This is a genomic window from Streptomyces sp. NPDC001709, from assembly GCF_053596375.1.
This window is the reverse complement of sequence record NZ_JBSFGB010000017.1, coordinates 143,705-163,302: the sequence shown is the minus strand read 5'-3', so window position 1 is coordinate 163,302 and position 19,598 is coordinate 143,705. Positions and strand designations below refer to the sequence as shown.

The window sequence follows — 19,598 nt, the reverse complement described above, 5'->3', positions numbered from 1 at the left end:
TCAGCCCTCCGAAGGGGCGAGGCGCTCGAGCTCCGCCTGGGTGGACTTCAGCAGGTCGTTCCAGGACGCCTCGAACTTCTCGACGCCCTCGTCCTCCAGCACCTGCACCACGTCGTCGTACGAGATGCCAAGCTTCTCCAGCGCGTCGAGGTCGGCACGCGCCTGCCCGTAGGTGCCGGCGATGGTGTCGCCGCTGATCTCGCCGTGGTCCTCGGTGGCCTCCAGCGTGGCCTCCGGCATGGTGTTGACCGTGTTCGGCGCGACCAGCTCGGTCACGTACAGCGTGTCCGGGTACGCCGGGTCCTTCACACCGGTCGACGCCCACAGCGGACGCTGCTTGTTGGCGCCGGCGTTCTCCAGCGCGTTCCAGCGGTCGGAGGAGAAGACCTCCTCGTACGCCTCGTAGGCGAGGCGCGCGTTGGCGACGGCGGCCTTGCCGCGCAGCGCCTTGGCCTCGTCGGTGCCGATGCCGTCCAGGCGCTTGTCGATCTCGGTGTCCACGCGGGACACGAAGAAGGACGCCACGGAGCGGATCAGCGACAGGTCCAGGCCGCGCTCCTTGGCCTTCTCCAGGCCGGCCAGGTAGGCGGCCATGACCTCGCGGTAGCGCTCCAGGGAGAAGATCAGAGTGACGTTGACGCTGATGCCGAGGCCGATGACCTCGGTGATCGCCGGCAGGCCCGCCTTGGTGGCCGGGATCTTGATCAGGGTGTTGGGCCGGTCGACCAGCCAGGCCAGCTGCTTGGCCTCGGCGACGGTGGCCGCCGTGTTGTGCGCGAGGCGCGGGTCGACCTCGATGGAGACCCGGCCGTCCTGGCCGCCGGTGGCGTCGAAGACCGGGCGCAGGATGTCGGCGGCGTCGCGGACGTCCGCCGTGGTGATCATGCGGATGGCCTCTTCGACGGTGACCTTGCGGGCGGCGAGGTCCGTGACCTGCTGCTCGTAGCCGTCGCCGCCGCTGATCGCCTTCTGGAAGATCGTCGGGTTGGTGGTGACGCCCACGACGTGCTGCTGGTCGATCAGCTCGGCGAGGTTGCCGGACGTGATCCGCTTGCGCGACAGGTCGTCCAGCCAGATCGCGACGCCTTCTTCGGAGAGGCGCTTGAGTGCGTCTGTCATGGAATTACATCTCCTACGTGTCGTATATGAGCGTCAGCGCTGGGCGGCGGCGAGGGATTCCCGGGCCTTGGCGGCCACATTCTCGGCAGTGAAGCCGAACTCGCGGAAGAGCACCTTGCCGTCGGCGGAAGCACCGAAGTGCTCCAGGGAAACGATGCGGCCGGCGTCCCCGACATAGCGGTACCAGGTCAGCCCGATGCCCGCCTCCACGGCCACACGGGCCTTGACGGACGGCGGGAGCACGGAGTCCCGGTACCCCTGGTCCTGCTCCTCGAACCACTCGACGCACGGCATCGACACCACGCGCGTGGGGACGCCCTCGGCCTGGAGCTGCTCACGCGCCTCGACGGCCACGTGCACCTCGGAACCGGTGGCGATCAGGATGACCTGCGCATCGCCGCCTTCGGCCTCGAACAGGACATAACCACCGCGCGCGGCGTCCTCGTTGGGCTCGTACGTCGGCACGCCCTGGCGGGTGAGCGCGAGGCCGTGCGGCTGGCCCTTGCCGAACTCCTTGGTGTAGCGCCCCAGGATCTCGCGCCAGGCGACCGCGGTCTCGTTGGCGTCGGCCGGGCGGACGATGTTCAGACCGGGGATCGCGCGCAGCGAGGCCAGGTGCTCGACCGGCTGGTGCGTCGGGCCGTCCTCGCCGAGACCGATGGAGTCGTGCGTCCACACGTAGGTCACCGGCAGGTGCATGAGGGCCGACAGGCGCACCGCGTTGCGCATGTAGTCGGAGAAGACGAGGAACGTACCGCCGTAGACACGGGTGTTGCCGTGCAGCGCGATGCCGTTCATCTCGGCGCCCATCGAGTGCTCGCGGATGCCGAAGTGGATCGTGCGGCCGTACGGCTTGGCCTCGGGCAGCGGGTTGCCCTCGGGCAGGAACGAGCTTTCCTTGTCGATGGTCGTGTTGTTCGACCCGGCGAGGTCGGCGGAGCCGCCCCACAGCTCGGGGATCACCGCGCCGAGCGCCTGCAGCACCTTGCCGGAGGCGGCACGCGTCGCGACACCCTTGCCCGGCTCGAAGACCGGGATCTTCTCCTCCCAGCCGGTGGGCAGCTCGCCCCGGCTGATCCGGTCGAACTCGGCGGCCCGCTCGGGGTTGTCGTCCCGCCACAGCTGCAGGGACTTCTCCCACTCGGCCTTCGCCTGCGCGCCGCGCTCCAGGGCCTTGCGGGTGTGGGTGATCACCTCGTCCTCGACCGCGAAGCTCTTCTCCGGGTCGAAGCCCAGGACGCGCTTGGTGGCCGCGACCTCCTCGTCGCCCAGCGCCGAGCCGTGCGCGGCCTCGGTGTTCTGGGCGTTCGGGGCCGGCCAGGCGATGATCGAGCGCATCGCGATGAAGGACGGCTTGTCCGTGACCGCCTTGGCCTTCTGGACGGCGTCGTAGATGGCGGCCGGGTCCAGGTCGCCGTTGTCCTGGGCCTCCACGCGCTGCACGTGCCAGCCGTAGGCCTCGTACCGCTTGACGGTGTCCTCGGAGACGGCCGTCTCGGTGTCGCCCTCGATCGAGATGTGGTTGTCGTCCCACAGCAGGATCAGGTTGCCGAGCTTCTGGTGGCCGGCCAGCGAGGAGGCCTCCGCGGAGATGCCCTCCTGCAGGCAGCCGTCACCGGCGATGCAGTAGACGAAGTGGTCGAAGGGGGACTCGCCCTGCGGGGCGGCCGGGTCGAACAGACCGCGCTCGTAGCGGGCGGCCATCGCCATGCCCACCGCGTTGGCGACGCCCTGGCCGAGCGGGCCGGTGGTGGTCTCGACGCCCTTGGTGTGCCCGTACTCCGGGTGGCCCGGGGTCTTCGAACCCCAGGTGCGGAAGGACTCCAGGTCCTCCAGCTCCAGGCCGAAGCCGGCCAGGTAGAGCTGCGTGTAGAGGGTCAGGGACGAGTGGCCGGCGGACAGCACGAAGCGGTCGCGCCCCACCCACTCGGGGTCGGCCGGGTCGTGCCGCATCACCTTCTGGAAGAGGGTGTAGGCGGCCGGAGCCAGGCTCATCGCCGTACCGGGATGGCCGTTGCCGACCTTCTGTACGGCGTCGGCGGCCAGGACACGGGCGGTGTCCACGGCCCGCTGGTCCAGGTCGGTCCACTCAAGATCTGTGGTGGTCGGCTTGGTGCTCACCCTGGGTCAGGGCTCCTCTCCACATGTCGGTCGCCGGTCTTCGGGGCATGCGCCCACCCGGCCGCCGGCGTGCTTCTGCCCGCCGGCCGCTGCCGAGCCTACCCCCGTAAGCACGTGCGTTTTTTCGACTCATTCCAGACTGCCGGGACTCTGTGCGATCCGCCTCCCGACTGGCCGACACGCCATTTGGCACATGAATACGGAGCTGGTCATCTGAGCGCTCAATCGAGAGGTAGGACCCCTCTTATGGGGCGTGCGCCAACACAACCCCACCCCCGCGAAGGCCGGGGTATGGGCAACGTCTAAAGTGGCGTGGTACGCGCGAGCCTTTACCGGGACTTCACACGGGGAGGCTTGCTGGGAATGTCTCTGTCAGGGGTGTGCGTGACGGCCGTCGAATCACGTCCAGCGGGCGTGCTGGGTGGTGCGAGCCAAGGCCCGGTTCACCGGCCGTTCGGGGCCCGTGTCAAGGCGTTCGTGGCTCTGACCAAGCCGCGGATCATCGAGCTGCTGCTCATCACCACCGTTCCGGTGATGTTCCTGGCGCAGCAGGGCGTGCCGGACCTGAAGCTGGTCCTGCTGACCTGCGTCGGCGGTTACCTCTCGGCGGGCGGCGCCAACGCGCTCAACATGTACATCGACCGGGACATCGACGCCCTGATGGACCGCACCTCGCAGCGGCCACTGGTGACCGGCATGGTCAGCCCGCCCGAGTGCCTGGTCTTCGGCATCACCCTGGCCGTCGTCTCGACGCTGCTCTTCGGGTTCACCGTCAACTGGCTGAGCGCCTGGCTCTCCCTCGGAGCACTCCTCTTCTATGTCGTCGTCTACACGATGATCCTCAAGCGGCGCACGTCGCAGAACATCGTGTGGGGCGGCATCGCCGGCTGCCTCCCGGTCCTCATCGGCTGGTCCTCGGTCACGAACTCGATGTCCTGGGCGCCGGTCATCCTCTTCCTCGTCATGTTCTTCTGGACGCCGGCGCACTACTGGCCGCTGTCCATGAAGGTCAAGGAGGACTACGCGCGCGTGGGCGTGCCGATGCTGCCGGTCATCGCCTCCAACAAGGTCGTCGCCCGGCAGATCGTCATCTACAGCTGGGTGATGGTCCTGGTCTCGCTGCTCCCCACCCCGCTCGGCTACACCGGCTGGTTCTACACGGCGGTCGCCCTGGCGGTCGGCGGTTACTGGCTCTGGGAGGCGCACGGGCTGCAGAACCGGGCGAAGGCCGAGGTGACCGGTGCCAAGCTGAAGGAGATGCGTCTCTTCCACTGGTCGATCACCTATGTGTCGATCCTGTTCGTCGCGGTCGCGGTGGACCCGTTCCTGCGCTGACACCCGCCGGGCGTACGTCACAGCGGGCTGCTCTCGCCAGTCGATCTACTCGTGAGTAGCATCCTGGTCATGGCAGACACGCAGCAGGTTGACGCGAGGGCCGAGCGCAAGGCGGCCAAGCTCGCCCGGGAGATCAGCGCCTTCGCCAAGGCACACGGCGGCGCCGAGGGCCAGGTGGCCTACATCGGCGAGCGCGGCGCCCGCATCGTCCTCGTCGGCGAGGACGGCGGCTGGGGCGACCTGGTGGCCCCCAGCACCGAGATCGCCGAGAAGGCCGTCGAGAAGTCCGGCATCACGGTCCACGAGTCCTTCGACGGCGAGTTCGCGGCAAAGGTGAAGACCGGTACGTACGAGTGGAAGCGGATGGCGGGCATTCAGATCGGCGGCTAGCTCGGGTGGTGCCGGCAGTTCGCCGACTGCCGGTCCATCGTGGTTGCTCGCGCAGTTTCCCCGCGCCCCTTTGGGTCGGCCGCCGCCACCTGAACCTCATTCACCCGTTAGGACGTGTAAGGCAGAACACGCGTCCTCACGGGGAGCCCGGATGATCGAAACGCCGTCCCTCGTGGACCAGTACTGTCACGGCGTACTGCGCACCGAGCTGGGCCTCGGCACCTTCGAGGCCCAACTCGCCCGCACCGAGGGCCCGCCCGCACCCGGCACCACCCTCTTCGACACCCAGACGGGATTCGCCGTACGGCGCTGGTGCCCACCCCTGCTCGGCCTGGAACCGCACTGCCCGCCTGCCCGCTATCTGGCCCGGCGCCGGGAGCTGGGCGTCCTGGAGGCGGGCCGCAGGCTGCTGCGCGGCAGCGGCATCACCACGTACCTGATCGACACCGGCCTGCCCGGCGACCTCACGGGCCCCACCGAGCTGGCCTCCGCCGGCTGTGCCCAGGCCCATGAGATCGTCCGGCTCGAGCAGCTCGCGGAGCAGGTCGCCGACACCTCCGGCACCGTCGAGTCCTTCCTCGCCAACCTCGCCGAGTCGGTGCACGGCGCCGCCGCGAACGCGGTCGCCTTCACCTCCGTCGCGGGGCTGGGACACGGACTCGCGCTGGCGCCCGAGCCGCCGGGGCCGGGAGAGGTGCGGGGTGCGGCGGGCCGCTGGCTGGCCGGGCGGCGGGTCGGCGGCCCGCTCAAGGACCCGGTGCTGCTACGGCACCTGCTGTGGATCGCGGTCGCCTCGGGCCTGCCCCTGCAACTGCACGCCGGGCTCGGCGCGCCGGGCTCCCGCATCGACCGTACCGACCCCGTGCTGCTCACCGACTTCGTGCGGGCCACGGCGGGCCTCGGCACCGATCTGATCCTGCTGCACGGCTATCCGTACCACCGCCACGCCGCCCATCTGGCCGGCGTCTTCCCGCACGTCTACGCCGACTCCGGCGCCGCTCTCGTCCGCACCGGCGCCCGCGCGGCCACCGTCCTCGCCGAGATCCTGGAGCTCGCCCCCTTCGGCAAGATCCTCTTCTCCACCGGCGCGCACGGCCTGCCCGAGCTGCACGTCGTCGGCGCCCGCCTGTTCCGCGAGGCCCTGAGCCGGGTCCTGGGCGGCTGGGTCGCCGAGGGCGCCTGGTCCCTGGAGGACGCCCAGCGGGTGGCCCGTATGGTCGCGGCGGACAACGCGCGCCGGGTGTACGGGCTGGGCGGCTGAGGGCGGCTACGCGCGCGTGCCGACCGTCACCTCGGCCGAAGGGCCGGGCAGGTCGAGGGTGCCCTCCGGGCGTTCGCGGAGCGACAGCAGAACCCGCAGGACGCCGATCCACACCAGGCACGAGCCGAACATGTGCAGGCCCACCAGCAACTCGGGCAGGTGGGTGAAGTACTGCACGTAACCGATCACACCCTGGCCGAGCAGGATCAGGAACAGATCGCGGGTGCGCGCGAGCGGCCCCTTCGGCGCGTCCACGGCCTTCAGCACGAACCACAGCGCGAACGTCAGCGTCACCACGATCCAGGCGAACACCGCGTGCAGCTTGGACACGGTCTCCCAGTCGATGGGGATCCGCTTGACCTCGCTGGAGTCACCCGCGTGCGGCCCGGCGCCGGTCACCACCGTGCCGGCCGCGATCAGCAGGAGGGACGCGGCCACCAGGAACCACACCAGCTGCTGCACGGCCTTGCCGACCAGCGGCCGGGGCGCGCTGTCGCCCTCGCGCGTGCGCTGCCACATCACCGCGGCGACCGTGGTCAGGGCCGTCGCCAGCAGGAAGTGGGCCGCGACCGTGTACGGGTTGAGGCCGACGAGCACCACGATGCCGCCGAGGATCGCGTTGCCCATCACCAGCCAGAACTGCGCCCAGCCCAGCCGGGTCAGGCTGCGCCGGTACGGCTTCTCCGAGCGGGCGGCGATGATCGCCCAGCCGACCGCGGCGCACAGCACGTACGTCAGCATCCGGTTACCGAACTCGATCGCGCTGTGGTAGCTCAGCGCGTTCGTCGGGGTCAGCGAGCCGTCGGTGCACTCGGGCCAGGTCGGGCAGCCGAGGCCCGAGCCGGTGAGGCGGACGGCGCCACCGGTGACGACGATGACCACCGACATCACGAGCGCGGCGAGGGCGGCCCGCTGGACCGTCCGGGGATGCGGGGTCCAGCGTGCGGCGATGAAGGCGAGCGGGTTGCGCAGAGCCGCTGCGGCGTCGGCGGGGTTCAGCTTTGGCACGCGCACCATCGTAGGCCCGCCGCTTGTGCACGCTTTCACGAGGGTCCGTCGTGACGCCTCACTCCCAGCGGAAGAACCTGCCCGCCGCGGCCAGTCCGACGACCGCCCACACGGCGAGGATCCCCAGGTCGCCCCACGGCATCCCGGCGCCGTGCTGGAGCACGTCCCGCAGGCCGTCCGACAGCGCGGAGATGGGCAGCAGCCCGAGCATGTGCTGCCCGGCCGGGCCGAACTTGTCCAGCGGCACGATGACACCGCCGCCGACGAGCAGCAGCAGGAAGATCAGGTTGGCGGCGGCCAGGGTCGCCTCCGCCTTCAGCGTGCCCGCCATCAGCAGGCCGAGGCCGGAGAAGGCGGCCGTACCGAGGATCAGCAGGAGCAGCACGGCGGCCGGGTTGCCGTGCGGGGACCAGCCCAGCGCGAAGGCGATCGCCGTCAGCAGGATCACCTGGAGGACCTCGGTGACCAGCACGGACGCCGTCTTGGCGGCCATCAGGCCCCAGCGGGGCAGCGGCGAGGAGGCGAGCCTCTTCAGCACGCCGTAGCGGCGCTCGAAGCCGGTCGCGATGGCCTGCCCGGTGAACGCCGTCGACATCACGGCGAGCGCCAGGATGCCGGGGGCGAGGAAGTCCACCGCCTTGCCCTTGCCGGTGTCGACGATGTCCACCGAGCTGAAGAGCGCCAGCAGCAGGGTCGGGATGACGACCGTCAGCAGCAGCTGCTCGCCGTTGCGCAGCAGCATCCTGGTCTCCAGGGCCGCCTGCGCCGCGATCATGCGGGGGAGCGGCGCCGCGCCCGGCTTCGGGGAATAGGTACCCGTGGCGGTGGTCATGAGCGCAGCTCCTTGCCGGTCAGCTCCAGGAAGACGTCCTCCAGGGTGTGCCGCTCCACCGAGATCCGGTCCGGCATCACTCCGTGCTGGGCGCACCACGAGGTCACGGTGGCCAGCAGCTGCGGGTCGACCTTGCCGACGACCCGGTAGCCGCCCGGGGTCAGCTCGGCGGCCGTGCAGTCGGCCGGGAGCGCCTTGAGCAGCGAGCCCACGTCGAGGCCGGGACGGCCGGTGAAGCGCAGGGTGTTCTCGGCGCCGCCCTTGCACAGCTCCTCGGGGGAGCCCTGGGCGATGACCCGGCCGCCGTCGATGATCGCCACGTCGTCGGCGAGCTGCTCGGCCTCTTCCATGTAGTGCGTGGTGAGGATCACCGAGACGCCGTCGGCGCGCAGGTCCTTCACCAGGTCCCAGGTGGCCCGGCGGGCCTGCGGGTCGAGCCCGGCGGTCGGCTCGTCCAGGAACACCAGTTCCGGGCGCCCCACGACGGCCATGGCGAGCGCGAGCCGCTGCTGCTGGCCGCCGGACAGCCGCCGGTAACCGGTCCGCCCGCAGCCGCCCAGCCCCAGCCGCTCGATCAGCGCGTCCACGTCCAGCGGGTGTGCGTGCAGCTTCGCCACGTGCCGGAGCATCTCGTCGGCCCGGGCGCCGGAGTACACGCCGCCGGACTGCAGCATCACACCGATACGGGGGCGCAGCTCGGCGGACTGCCGTACCGGGTCGAGGCCCAGGACGCGCACCGTGCCGGAATCCGGCTTCCGGTACCCCTCGCAGGTCTCGACCGTGGTCGTCTTTCCCGCCCCGTTGGGACCGAGTACGGCGGTCACGCCCGCCTCGGCCACCAGGTCGAGGCCGTCCACCGCGGTCTTCGTGCCGTACCGCTTCACCAGGGCGTGGACCTGGACCACGGGCTCACTTCGCATGGGTCCAGAGTCTAGGGAGACCGCTTGCCGCTCGGGCGCGGGGGTGCGGGAAGTCCTCCGCACGGGGTTTCCTCCGTGCCGGGCTACTCCTCGCGGGGCCGGTGACAGCGCCGTCCCGCGTCTCGGATGCCGATCGGCGAAACCAGCCTGTCCGCCATTTGAGGACGAGGTCCGTCAGGGCGGAAACGGGGGTCTGGGGGCGGCAGCCCCCAGAGGGTCCAGCTGGTTCCGGAGTGGTGCCGTGAACGCCGCCCCACCTTGCCCGGCCAAGCCGCCGGAGGCATCCGTCGCGGGTGACAAGAGGGCCGGTCGGAGGGGGTGTCGGCATGGTTCGGGAGTCTTTCGGACCGGGTCGTGCGGCGCCACCGAATCGGCCGCTCGGCCTGCCCCGGAATGATCGATCAAAGATCATTTCCGCAGGTCACATTAGGTATACCTAAGTGACGCAGGGCACCGCTCGATGATCCGGACGGCGCTTGTCAGGCTCCCCGGAATTACGCAACAATGGCGTTGTGAAAAACGTCGGCGAGGCTCGGGAGACCCCCCTGGGGGCCCCGCAGGAGGAACTCGCGACCGGTGAGCGCTCCACGCGCAACCGCGTCGCGCGCTCCATCCTGGACCACGGCCCGTCGACCGTCGCCGAACTCGCCGGCCGGCTGGGGCTCACCCAGGCGGCCGTGCGGCGCCATCTGGACGCGCTCGTCGCCGACGACGTCGTGGAGGCGCGCGAGCAGCGGGTGTACGGCACGCGCACGCGTGGCCGCCCCGCCAAGGTCTTCGCGCTCACCGACTGTGGCCGGGACGCCTTCGACCAGTCGTACGACAAGCTCGCCGTGGACGCGCTCCGCTGGATCGCGGAGCAGGGCGGTGGACCCGACGCGGTCGCCGCCTTCGCCCGCGCCCGGATCGCCGCCCAGGCGAGCGCGTACCGCAAGGCGATCGAGGCCGTGACGCCCGACAAGCGAGCGGAAGCCCTGGCCAAGGCCTTGAGCGTGGACGGGTACGCTGCTACGGCGCGCAGCGCACCGGTCGGCGAGCAGCTGTGCCAGCACCACTGCCCGGTCGCCCACGTCGCGGAGCAGTTCCCGCAGCTGTGCGAGGCGGAGACGGAGATCTTCGCCGAGCTGCTGGGTACCCACGTCCAGCGACTGGCGACCATCGCGCACGGCGACGGCGTCTGCACGACGTTCATCCCCAAGATTTCCACTGATGCACCTGCAAGCACGGCCGGGAGGAACCCCGCATGACTCTCCCCACGGAGACTGCTCACCCTGAGCTCGAGGGCCTGGGCAAGTACGAATACGGCTGGGCCGACTCCGACGTGGCCGGTGCCTCCGCCCGGCGCGGCCTGAACGAGGAGGTCGTCCGCGACATCTCCGACAAGAAGTCGGAGCCGGAGTGGATGACGAAGCTGCGCCTGAAGGGCCTGAAGCTCTTCGAGAAGAAGCCCATGCCGAACTGGGGCTCCGACCTCTCGGGCATCGACTTCGACAACATCAAGTACTTCGTGCGCTCCACGGAGAAGCAGGCGGAGTCCTGGGAGGACCTGCCCGAGGACATCAAGAACACCTACGACAAGCTGGGCATCCCGGAGGCCGAGAAGCAGCGCCTGGTCGCCGGTGTCGCCGCCCAGTACGAGTCCGAGGTCGTCTACCACCAGATCCGCGAGGACCTGGAGGAGCAGGGTGTCATCTTCCTCGACACGGACACCGCGCTGAAGGAGCACCCGGAGCTCTTCAAGGAGTACTTCGGGACCGTCATCCCCGCCGGCGACAACAAGTTCGCGGCGCTGAACACCGCCGTGTGGTCCGGCGGGTCGTTCATCTACGTCCCGAAGGGCGTGCACGTCGAGATCCCGCTCCAGGCCTACTTCCGCATCAACACGGAGAACATGGGCCAGTTCGAGCGGACCCTGATCATCGTCGACGAGGGTGCCTACGTGCACTACGTCGAGGGTTGTACGGCCCCGATCTACAAGTCGGACTCGCTGCACTCCGCGGTCGTCGAGATCATCGTCAAGAAGAACGCCCGCTGCCGCTACACGACCATCCAGAACTGGTCGAACAACGTCTACAACCTGGTCACCAAGCGCGCCGTGGCCTACGAGGGCGCGACCATGGAGTGGATCGACGGCAACATCGGCTCCAAGGTGACGATGAAGTACCCGGCCGTCTACCTGATGGGCGAGCACGCCAAGGGCGAGACCCTCTCCATCGCCTTCGCGGGCGAGGGCCAGCACCAGGACGCCGGTTCCAAGATGGTCCACATGGCGCCGAACACCTCGTCCAACATCGTCTCCAAGTCCGTGGCGCGCGGCGGCGGCCGTACCTCGTACCGCGGCCTGGTCGAGATCGGCGAGGGCGCCGCGGGCTCCAAGTCCAACGTGCTCTGCGACGCGCTGCTGGTCGACACGATCTCCCGCTCCGACACGTACCCCTACGTGGACGTCCGCGAGGACGACGTGTCCATGGGCCACGAGGCGACCGTCTCCAAGGTCTCCGAGGACCAGCTCTTCTACCTGATGAGCCGTGGTCTGACCGAGTTCGAGGCGATGGCGATGATCGTGCGCGGCTTCGTCGAGCCGATCGCCAAGGAGCTGCCGATGGAGTACGCGCTGGAGCTCAACCGGCTGATCGAGCTGCAGATGGAGGGCGCGGTCGGTTAGTCACCGGTCCGCCCGAAAAGCAGCACGCAGATTTCTTGACGCAGGAAGAGAGCACAACGACAGCCATGGCTGAGGCCCAGAACATCCCGGTGGGCTCCACCACCGCCGGCCAGATCGCGGTCGCCGCCGAGTCGACCGTCGTCTCGCGCATGAGCGCGCCCCCGTCCTTCGACGTGGCGGACTTCCCGGTCCCGCACGGCCGCGAGGAGGAGTGGCGGTTCACCCCGCTGGAGCGCCTGCGCGGACTCCACGACGGCACCGCCGTCGCGAACGGCGACGGCGTGAAGGTCGACGTCCAGGCCCCCGAGGGCGTCACCGTCGAGACCGTCGGCCGTGACGACGCGCGGCTCGGCAAGGCGGGCACCCCCGTGGACCGCATCGCCGCCCAGGCGTACTCCGCCTTCGAGAAGGCCTCGGTCGTGACCGTCCCGAAGGAGACCGTCCTCACCGAGCCGATCCGCATCGCGGTGCACGGCCAGGGCGGGACCGCCTTCGGCCACCAGGTGATCGAGCTGGGCAACTTCACCGAGGCCGTCGTGGTCATCGACCACACCGGTGACGCGGTGCTCGCCGCCAACGTCGACTACGTCCTCGGTGACGGCGCCAAGCTGACCGTCGTCTCCGTCCAGGACTGGGACGACAAGGCCGTCCACGTCGCCCAGCACAACGCGCTGGTCGGCCGTGACGCCTCCTTCAAGTCCGTGGTCGTCACCTTCGGCGGTGACGTGGTCCGCCTGCACCCGCGCGTGGAGTACGCCGGCCCCGGCGGCGAGGCCGAGCTGTTCGGCCTGTACTTCACCGACGCCGGGCAGCACCAGGAGCACCGTCTGCTGGTCACCCACAACACCCCGCACTGCAAGTCGAACGTCGTCTACAAGGGCGCGCTCCAGGGCGACGACGCGCACGCGGTCTGGATCGGCGACGTGCTCATCGAGGCCAAGGCCGAGGGCACGGACACCTACGAGATGAACCGCAACCTGGTCCTCACGGACGGCGCGCGCGTCGACTCGGTGCCGAACCTGGAGATCGAGACCGGCGAGATCGTCGGCGCCGGCCACGCCTCGGCCACCGGCCGCTTCGACGACGAGCAGCTCTTCTACCTGATGGCCCGCGGCATCCCGCAGCACGAGGCCCGCCGCCTGGTGGTCCGCGGCTTCTTCGCCGAGCTGGTCCAGCAGATCGGTGTCGCCGACATCGAGGAGCGCCTGCTCGCCAAGATCGAGGAGGAGCTGGAGGCTTCGGTCGCATGACCTTCGTACGCGTCTGTGGGCTGAGCGAGCTGGCGGAGGACACCCCGAAGCGGGTGGAGATCGACAGCACGCCGGTCTCGGTCGTGAAGACCGAGGGCGAGGTGTTCGCCATCTACGACATCTGCTCCCACGCGAACGTCTCCCTCTCCGAGGGCGAGGTGGAGGACTGCCAGATCGAGTGCTGGCTGCACGGCTCCGCCTTCGACCTGCGCACCGGCAAGCCGTCCGGCCTCCCCGCCACGCGCCCCGTCCCCGTATACCCCGTAAAGATCGAAGGGGACGACGTTCTCGTCTCCCTCACCCAGGAGTCCTGAGGCACCCATGGCAACGCTTGAAATCCGAGACCTGCACGTCACCGTCGAGGCCGACAACGCCACGAAGGAGATCCTCAAGGGCGTCGACCTCACCGTGAAGCAGGGCGAGACGCACGCCATCATGGGCCCCAACGGCTCCGGCAAGTCGACCCTCGCCTACTCGCTCGCGGGTCACCCGAAGTACACGATCACCGAGGGCACCGTGCTGCTCGACGGCGAGGACGTCCTGGAGATGTCCGTCGACGAGCGCGCCCGCGCCGGCCTGTTCCTGGCGATGCAGTACCCGGTCGAGGTCCCCGGCGTCTCGGTCTCCAACTTCCTGCGCACCTCCGCCACCGCCGTCCGCGGCGAGGCCCCCAAGCTGCGCACCTGGGTGAAGGAGGTCAAGGAGGCCATGGAGCGCCTCAACATGGACCCGTCCTTCGCCGAGCGCAACGTCAACGAGGGCTTCTCCGGCGGTGAGAAGAAGCGCCACGAGATCCTCCAGCTGGAGCTGCTCAAGCCGAAGGTCGCGATCCTCGACGAGACCGACTCCGGCCTCGACGTCGACGCGCTCCGCATCGTCTCCGAGGGCGTCAACCGCGTCCGCGAGACCGGCGAGGTCGGCACCCTGCTGATCACGCACTACACGCGCATCCTGCGCTACATCAAGCCCGACTTCGTCCACGTCTTCTCCGCCGGCCGGATCGTGGAGTCCGGCGGCGCCGAGCTCGCCGACAAGCTGGAGGACGAGGGCTACGAGGCATACACGAAGGGTGGCGTATCCGCGTGACACAGCTGCCGGGCCTCCTCGACACCGAGGCGATCCGTAAGGACTTCCCCGTCCTGGACCGGCTGGTCCACGACGGCAAGAAGCTCGTGTACCTGGACAACGCGGCGACCTCGCAGAAGCCGCGCCAGGTACTGGACGCCCTGAGCGAGTACTACGAGCGCTACAACGCCAACGTCCACCGCGGTGTGCATGTGCTCGCCGAGGAGGCCACGGCGCTGTACGAGGGCGCGCGCGACAAGGTCGCCGAGTTCGTCAACGCGCCCAGCCGCGACGAGGTGATCTTCACCAAGAACGCCTCCGAGTCGCTGAACCTCGTGGCGAACATGCTCGGTTGGGCCGAGGAGCCCTACCGGGTCGACCACGAGACCGAGATCGTTATCACGGAGATGGAGCACCACTCCAACATCGTCCCGTGGCAGCTGCTCGCGCAGCGCACGGGCGCGAAGTTGAAGTGGTTCGGCCTCACCGACGACGGCCGGCTCGACCTGTCCAACATCGACGAGATCATCACGGAGAAGACGAAGATCGTCTCCTTCGTGCTGGTGTCGAACATCCTGGGCACGGTCAACCCGGTCGAGGCGATAGTCCGCCGCGCGCAGGAGGTCGGCGCGCTGGTGTGCATCGACGCCTCCCAGGCCGCCCCGCACATGCCGCTGGACGTACAGGCCCTCCAGGCCGACTTCGTGGCCTTCACCGGCCACAAGATGTGCGGTCCGACGGGCATCGGCGTCCTGTGGGGCCGCCAGGAGCTGCTGGAGGACCTGCCCCCGTTCCTGGGCGGCGGCGAGATGATCGAGACCGTCTCGATGCACTCCTCCACCTACGCCCCGGCACCGCACAAGTTCGAGGCGGGCACGCCCCCGATCGCCCAGGCGGTCGGCCTGGGCGCGGCGATCGACTACCTCAACTCGATCGGCATGGACAAGATCCTCGCCCACGAGCACGCGCTGACCGAGTACGCGGTGAAGAGGCTCGCCGAGGTCCCGGACCTGAGGATCATCGGCCCGACCACGGCCGAGGACCGGGGTGCGGCGATCTCCTTCACCCTGGGTGACATCCACCCGCACGACGTGGGCCAGGTCCTCGACGAGCAGGGCATCGCGGTCCGTGTCGGCCACCACTGCGCGCGGCCCGTCTGCCTGCGCTACGGAATTCCTGCGACCACGCGAGCGTCGTTCTATCTGTACTCCACGCCGGCCGAGATCGACGCACTGGTCGAGGGGCTGGAGCACGTACGGAACTTCTTCGGCTGAGAGGCGTGAGCTGAAACCGTGAAGCTGGATTCGATGTACCAGGAAGTCATCCTGGACCACTACAAGAACCCCCACGGGCGTGGTCTGCGGGATGGCGACGCCGAGGTGCACCATGTGAACCCGACGTGCGGCGACGAGATCACCCTTCGCGTGAAGTACGACGGCACCAAGATCGCGGACGTCTCGTACGAGGGTCAGGGCTGCTCGATCAGCCAGGCGAGCGCGTCGGTCCTCAACGAGTTGCTGGTCGGCAAGGACCTGCCCGAGGCGCAGAAGATCCAGGAGACCTTCCTGGAGCTGATGCAGTCCAAGGGCCGGATCGAGCCGGACGACGCGATGGAGGACATCCTGGAGGACGCGGTCGCGTTCGCCGGTGTCTCCAAGTACCCCGCGCGGGTCAAGTGCGCCCTCCTGAGCTGGATGGCGTGGAAGGACGCGACGGCCCAGGCTCTGGGTGGCGCCGATGCCGAAAGGAAGACCGCATGAGCGACACCGTCGAGATGAAGCCGGCCTCGGAGGAGGAACTCCGCGAGGCCCTGATGGACGTGGTCGACCCCGAGCTGGGCATCGACGTCGTCAACCTCGGCCTGATCTACGGCATCCACGTCGACGAGTCCAACATCGCGACCGTCGACATGACCCTGACCTCCGCGGCCTGCCCGCTGACGGACGTCATCGAGGACCAGGCCAAGTCCGCCACGGACGGCCTCGTCAGCGAACTGCGCATCAACTGGGTCTGGATGCCCCCGTGGGGCCCCGACAAGATCACGGACGACGGCCGCGAGCAGCTCCGGGCGCTCGGGTTCAACGTCTGAGAACACGCGTGCGTGAAGCGGCGGCACCTGCCGGGTGCCGCCGCTTGTCCATGCTCAGCCCAGCCCGTCCACGAGCCGGAACGCCGAGTCCGCCCGGTACAGGTCGGTGTTCCGGTACGGGTCCAGCTTCAGCTGGAAGTTCTGGTGGCGCAGGAAGCGGCCGGGGTAGTTGACCGACTCCAGCATGGTCGCTCCGCTGAAGGTCGATGGGCGGGGGCAGAAGGTGGCGTCCTGGCGGAACAGGGCGGTGCCGTCGTCGGCTTCGGCGCGCAGCAGGAAGTTCCGGTGGCGGAGATAGCCGCCGTCGGCCGTGGCGAAGGAGTAACAGGCGCTGTCCGCAAGGCCCTTGACCAGAGTGAAGGTCGCGGCGCGGCGGGCGGCGGGGGTGGTGACGGGGTCCAGCCTCACGTAGTCGCCGCTGATGTGCCAGTACCGGTCCGGGTAGTTGAGGGAGCGGACGGAGCGCCGGGCGGCGGCGGGCATCGGTGAACTCCCGTGCCGGGACGGTGACGTGGGCGGTGCGGTCTTCGGGGACGGTGCGGTCTTCGGGTCCGTGGTGCGCGGGGCGGCGACGCGCGGTGTCGCGGACGCCATCGTGGTCCCGCTTCCGGGCGAAGCGGTCGTACGCGCCGAGGGCGAGGCGAAGGAGAGCAGGCCGGGGCCGTCGTCCGTGGGGGCTCCGGCCGCCTGCGGGGCGGCTTCGGGCCGCGAGGGCCCGGAGTTCACGGCCAGGGCGGTGACGCAGGCGGTGACCACCGCGAGCGCGAGCGCGCCGGCCAGCCAGAGTCTTCGGGTGCCGGGGGAGCGGGAGGCGTCGGCACTCCAGCCGGTCTCCCAGGGATGGGGGGTGTGATCGGGCATGGACCCGCACCCTAGTGGTCGGAGAACGCTCAGTGAGCGGTTTCTGTGAAAGTGAAACTTTCTCGTTGTGTACGCCCGTACGCAGTCGTTGTGTACGCTTGTACACATGGGATACCTGACGCTCACCGGCGCCATCGCCGCCGAGGTTGCCGCGACGACGGCGATGAAGTACAGCGAGGGGTTCAGCCGGCTGTGGCCCTCGCTCGTGACGGCCCTGGGCTACCTCGTCTCCTTCGCGCTGCTCGCCCAGACGCTGAAGACGGTCCAGATCGGCACGGCGTACGCGATCTGGTCCGGCGTGGGCACCGCGACCATCGCCGTCCTCGGCCTGCTGCTGTTCGGGGAGGGGCTGAGCGCCGCCAAGGTCGGCGGGATCCTGCTGATCATCGGGGGCGTGGTCGTGCTCAACCTGGGCGGGGCGAGCCACTGATGCCCCGCCGCTATGACCCCGACCGGCGCCGGCGCATCATCGACGCGGCGATCCGCGTGGTCGGCCGGGACGGTATCGCCGGCCTGAGCCACCGCACGGTCGCCGCCGAGGCCGACGTCCCGCTCGGCTCGACGACGTACCACTTCGCCACCTTGGAAGAGCTGATGGTGGCCGCGCTGCGGCAGTCGAACGAGAACTTCGGCCGGGTGCTCGCCGAGCGGTTGCCGAAGGACGACCCGGGCGTCGACCTCGCGGCGGAGCTGGCCCGGGCGCTCGGTGCGTGGCTGGGCGGCGACCGTACCGGCGTGGAGCTGGAGTACGAGCTGTATCTGGCGGCCCTGCGCCGCCCCGCGCTGCGCCCCGTCGCCGCAGAGTGGACCGAGGACGCGGCGGCGCTGCTGGCCCGGCGCACCGACCCGGTCACCGCCCGCGCCCTGCTCGCGCTGATGGACGGCATCTGCCTCCAGGTGCTGCTGACCGGCGGTTCGTACGACGAGGAGTACGCCCGGGCCGCGCTGGCTCGGCTGATCCCCTGAAGCGGCGCCCGGCACGTGAGACGCGGTTCGCCCTGACCACCCCGCCCACGTTAGGTTTTCTTCCATGACCGACTCTGCTTCCCGCACCACCGGCGCCGTCGCCGCCGGCCTCGCCACCCTCGCCTCCGACGGCACCGTTCTCGACACCTGGTTCCCGGCCCCCGAGCTGGTCGAGGAGCCGGGCCCGGCCGGCACCGAGCGGCTCACCGCCGAGCAGGCGGCTCAGCTGCTGGGCGGCGGCGCCACCGCGGCGATCGGCCCGGACGCCCGCCGGGGCGTCGAGGTGGTCGCGGTCCGCACGGTCATCGCCTCCCTCGACGAGAAGCCGATCGACGCCCACGACGTCTACCTGCGCCTGCACCTGCTCTCGCACCGCCTGGTCAAGCCGCACGGCCAGAGCCTGGACGGCATCTTCGGCCACCTCGCCAACGTCGCCTGGACCTCGCTCGGCCCGGTCGCCGTCGACGACATCGAGAAGGTGCGGCTGAACGCCCGCGCCGAGGGCCTGCACCTACAGGTCACCTCGATCGACAAGTTCCCGCGGATGACGGACTACGTCGCCCCCAAGGGCGTGCGCATCGCGGATGCCGACCGGGTCCGCCTGGGCGCGCACCTCGCCGCGGGCACCACGGTCATGCACGAGGGCTTCGTCAACTTCAACGCCGGCACGCTGGGCACCTCGATGGTCGAGGGCCGGATCTCCGCGGGCGTCGTGGTCGGCGACGGCTCCGACATCGGCGGCGGTGCCTCCACCATGGGCACCCTGTCCGGCGGCGGCAACGTGATCATCTCCATCGGCGAGCGCTGTCTGATCGGCGCCGAGGCGGGCGTCGGCATCGCGCTCGGCGACGAGTGCGTGATCGAGGCGGGCCTGTACATCACCGCGGGCACCCGGGTGACCATGCCCGACGGCCAGATCGTCAAGGCCCGCGACCTCAACGGCGCCTCCAACATCCTCTTCCGCCGCAACTCGGTCACCGGCGTCGTCGAGGCCCGCCCGAACAACGCGGTCTGGGGCGGCCTGAACGACATCCTGCACAGCCACAACTGACCCACCGCACCCGACCGAGCGCCCTTCACCGCACAGTGAAGGGCGCTTCGTCGTGCGGCGAGGCCGCGGCCGTCATGCGGGCGCGGCCTCGGCGAACTCCCGCAGCGCCGCGAAGTCGGACTCGCGCAGGCCGAGCCTAGGGTTCACATGGTGGAGCAGGGCGGGCCCGGGGTGACGGTCCCTGACGTACCGCGCGTCCGCCCCGCTCTGCTCGTCGTCCACCCAGGCGAACGGGCGGCCCCCGGCATGCGCCACGATCGCCTCCGTCTTCCAGTGCACCCCGTCGGGACGCTCGGCGAACAAGCCCACGCCGAAGTCGACGTACGGCAGCTCGGGCAGTCCGATGACCGGGGCGATCCACACGTTGGCCTCGGCCATCCAGCTCGTCGCCCAGCACAGCTCGTAGCCGAGCCGGAGCAGCTCCGGGCCGTGCTCCGGATTCAGCCAGACCCGCAGGGAGCGCCGGGAGTCGAGGGGCACCCGGATCGTCGTATAGCCCTCCGGGCGGCGTTCGGGCTGGGCCGCGTACGGGTTGAGGGGCCCGTCGACATCCAGGAACAGCAGGGGGCGGCTCACGGGGCCACCGTACGGCAGCGGCGGCGGCCGCCCGACGGAATTTCCGCCCGGACGACAGGCATAGCGGGCGGCGGGTGCGCGCGTCAGGA

The 19,598-nt window shown here is 69.9% G+C and carries 21 protein-coding genes; 14 read left to right on the top strand and 7 right to left on the bottom strand.

Going from position 1 to position 19,598, the window contains the following annotated elements:
• Together tal and tkt are read right to left on the bottom strand one after the other, a co-directional pair.
• Window positions 1-1,119 carry a transaldolase gene (gene tal, locus ACWC0C_RS25040; RefSeq protein WP_449198516.1) on the bottom strand — a complete coding sequence of 373 codons (1,119 nt, stop codon included), beginning with the start codon at window positions 1,117-1,119 and terminating at the stop codon, window positions 1-3.
• Between the two features lie 33 nt (window positions 1,120-1,152).
• Complete coding sequence (gene tkt / locus ACWC0C_RS25035) at window positions 1,153-3,240, bottom strand: transketolase (protein ID WP_449198515.1); 2,088 nt, start codon at window positions 3,238-3,240, stop codon at window positions 1,153-1,155.
• 378 nt (window positions 3,241-3,618) lie between these two features.
• Between tkt and ACWC0C_RS25030 the strand changes: the two genes are divergently transcribed.
• From ACWC0C_RS25030 to ACWC0C_RS25020, 3 genes are all read left to right on the top strand, one after another.
• Window positions 3,619-4,575, top strand: coding sequence for a heme o synthase (locus tag ACWC0C_RS25030; RefSeq protein ID WP_449198522.1), 957 nt, complete (start codon window positions 3,619-3,621; stop codon window positions 4,573-4,575).
• 69 nt (window positions 4,576-4,644) lie between these two features.
• A complete protein-coding gene (locus ACWC0C_RS25025) occupies window positions 4,645-4,965 on the top strand; it encodes a hypothetical protein (protein ID WP_449198514.1) in 321 nt (106 codons plus the stop codon).
• Between the two features lie 151 nt (window positions 4,966-5,116).
• The gene (locus ACWC0C_RS25020) at window positions 5,117-6,226 is read left to right on the top strand and encodes an amidohydrolase family protein (RefSeq protein WP_450865993.1); all 1,110 of its coding nucleotides are present in this window, start codon (window positions 5,117-5,119) and stop codon (window positions 6,224-6,226) included.
• Window positions 6,227-6,232: 6 nt separating this feature from the next.
• Here ACWC0C_RS25020 and ACWC0C_RS25015 read toward each other — a convergent pair whose 3' ends face one another.
• From ACWC0C_RS25015 to ACWC0C_RS25005, 3 genes are read right to left on the bottom strand one after another with little or no spacing between them, the layout of a single operon-like run.
• Window positions 6,233-7,243 carry a COX15/CtaA family protein gene (locus ACWC0C_RS25015; protein WP_450865992.1) on the bottom strand — a complete coding sequence of 337 codons (1,011 nt, stop codon included), beginning with the start codon at window positions 7,241-7,243 and terminating at the stop codon, window positions 6,233-6,235.
• A 49-nt stretch (window positions 7,244-7,292) separates the two neighbouring features.
• A complete protein-coding gene (locus ACWC0C_RS25010) occupies window positions 7,293-8,066 on the bottom strand; it encodes an ABC transporter permease (protein ID WP_450865990.1) in 774 nt (257 codons plus the stop codon).
• Entirely contained in the window at window positions 8,063-8,986 is a 924-nt protein-coding gene (locus ACWC0C_RS25005; RefSeq protein WP_450865988.1) for an ABC transporter ATP-binding protein, read from the bottom strand. Before ACWC0C_RS25005 ends, ACWC0C_RS25010 begins: the two co-directional genes overlap by 4 nt.
• A 512-nt stretch (window positions 8,987-9,498) precedes the next feature.
• Between ACWC0C_RS25005 and ACWC0C_RS25000 the strand changes: the two genes are divergently transcribed.
• The 8 genes from ACWC0C_RS25000 (at window position 9,499) to ACWC0C_RS24965 (ending at window position 16,055) form a co-directional block, all read left to right on the top strand.
• On the top strand, window positions 9,499-10,233 hold the full coding sequence (locus tag ACWC0C_RS25000; protein ID WP_449198509.1) for a helix-turn-helix transcriptional regulator: 735 nt from the start codon (window positions 9,499-9,501) through the stop codon (window positions 10,231-10,233).
• Window positions 10,230-11,651: a Fe-S cluster assembly protein SufB gene (gene sufB / locus ACWC0C_RS24995; protein WP_449198508.1), complete on the top strand. Its 1,422-nt coding sequence runs from the start codon at window positions 10,230-10,232 to the stop codon at window positions 11,649-11,651. The genes ACWC0C_RS25000 and sufB overlap by 4 nt, the downstream gene beginning before the upstream one ends.
• A gap of 65 nt (window positions 11,652-11,716) precedes the next feature.
• A complete protein-coding gene (sufD, locus tag ACWC0C_RS24990) occupies window positions 11,717-12,901 on the top strand; it encodes a Fe-S cluster assembly protein SufD (RefSeq protein ID WP_450865985.1) in 1,185 nt (394 codons plus the stop codon).
• Entirely contained in the window at window positions 12,898-13,215 is a 318-nt protein-coding gene (locus ACWC0C_RS24985; RefSeq protein WP_449198506.1) for a non-heme iron oxygenase ferredoxin subunit, read from the top strand. Before sufD ends, ACWC0C_RS24985 begins: the two co-directional genes overlap by 4 nt.
• Window positions 13,216-13,222: 7 nt before the next feature.
• Window positions 13,223-13,987 carry a Fe-S cluster assembly ATPase SufC gene (gene sufC / locus ACWC0C_RS24980; protein ID WP_449198505.1) on the top strand — a complete coding sequence of 255 codons (765 nt, stop codon included), beginning with the start codon at window positions 13,223-13,225 and terminating at the stop codon, window positions 13,985-13,987.
• Window positions 13,984-15,240 (top strand): cysteine desulfurase, encoded by a 1,257-nt coding sequence (locus tag ACWC0C_RS24975; RefSeq protein WP_449198504.1) that lies wholly within the window; start codon window positions 13,984-13,986, stop codon window positions 15,238-15,240. Before sufC ends, ACWC0C_RS24975 begins: the two co-directional genes overlap by 4 nt.
• A gap of 18 nt (window positions 15,241-15,258) precedes the next feature.
• The gene (gene sufU / locus ACWC0C_RS24970; RefSeq protein ID WP_450865983.1) at window positions 15,259-15,726 is read left to right on the top strand and encodes a Fe-S cluster assembly sulfur transfer protein SufU; all 468 of its coding nucleotides are present in this window, start codon (window positions 15,259-15,261) and stop codon (window positions 15,724-15,726) included.
• Window positions 15,723-16,055, top strand: coding sequence for a metal-sulfur cluster assembly factor (locus ACWC0C_RS24965; RefSeq protein ID WP_151783435.1), 333 nt, complete (start codon window positions 15,723-15,725; stop codon window positions 16,053-16,055). The genes sufU and ACWC0C_RS24965 overlap by 4 nt, the downstream gene beginning before the upstream one ends.
• Window positions 16,056-16,109: 54 nt before the next feature.
• Here the strand turns inward: ACWC0C_RS24965 and ACWC0C_RS24960 are convergent, their stop codons facing one another.
• Window positions 16,110-16,916, bottom strand: coding sequence for an AbfB domain-containing protein (locus ACWC0C_RS24960; protein WP_450865982.1), 807 nt, complete (start codon window positions 16,914-16,916; stop codon window positions 16,110-16,112).
• Between the two features lie 106 nt (window positions 16,917-17,022).
• On the opposite strand from ACWC0C_RS24960, the gene ACWC0C_RS24955 reads away from it, so the two are divergent.
• From ACWC0C_RS24955 to dapD, 3 genes are all read left to right on the top strand, one after another.
• Window positions 17,023-17,346 (top strand): DMT family transporter, encoded by a 324-nt coding sequence (locus tag ACWC0C_RS24955; RefSeq protein ID WP_449198501.1) that lies wholly within the window; start codon window positions 17,023-17,025, stop codon window positions 17,344-17,346.
• On the top strand, window positions 17,346-17,882 hold the full coding sequence (locus ACWC0C_RS24950) for a TetR/AcrR family transcriptional regulator (protein ID WP_449198500.1): 537 nt from the start codon (window positions 17,346-17,348) through the stop codon (window positions 17,880-17,882). Before ACWC0C_RS24955 ends, ACWC0C_RS24950 begins: the two co-directional genes overlap by 1 nt.
• 64 nt (window positions 17,883-17,946) lie before the next feature.
• The gene (dapD, locus tag ACWC0C_RS24945) at window positions 17,947-18,933 is read left to right on the top strand and encodes a 2,3,4,5-tetrahydropyridine-2,6-dicarboxylate N-succinyltransferase (RefSeq protein ID WP_449198499.1); all 987 of its coding nucleotides are present in this window, start codon (window positions 17,947-17,949) and stop codon (window positions 18,931-18,933) included.
• A gap of 72 nt (window positions 18,934-19,005) precedes the next feature.
• On the opposite strand, the gene ACWC0C_RS24940 is transcribed toward dapD, so the two are convergent.
• On the bottom strand, window positions 19,006-19,509 hold the full coding sequence (locus tag ACWC0C_RS24940; RefSeq protein ID WP_449198498.1) for a hypothetical protein: 504 nt from the start codon (window positions 19,507-19,509) through the stop codon (window positions 19,006-19,008).
• Between the last annotated feature and the right edge of the window lie 89 nt (window positions 19,510-19,598).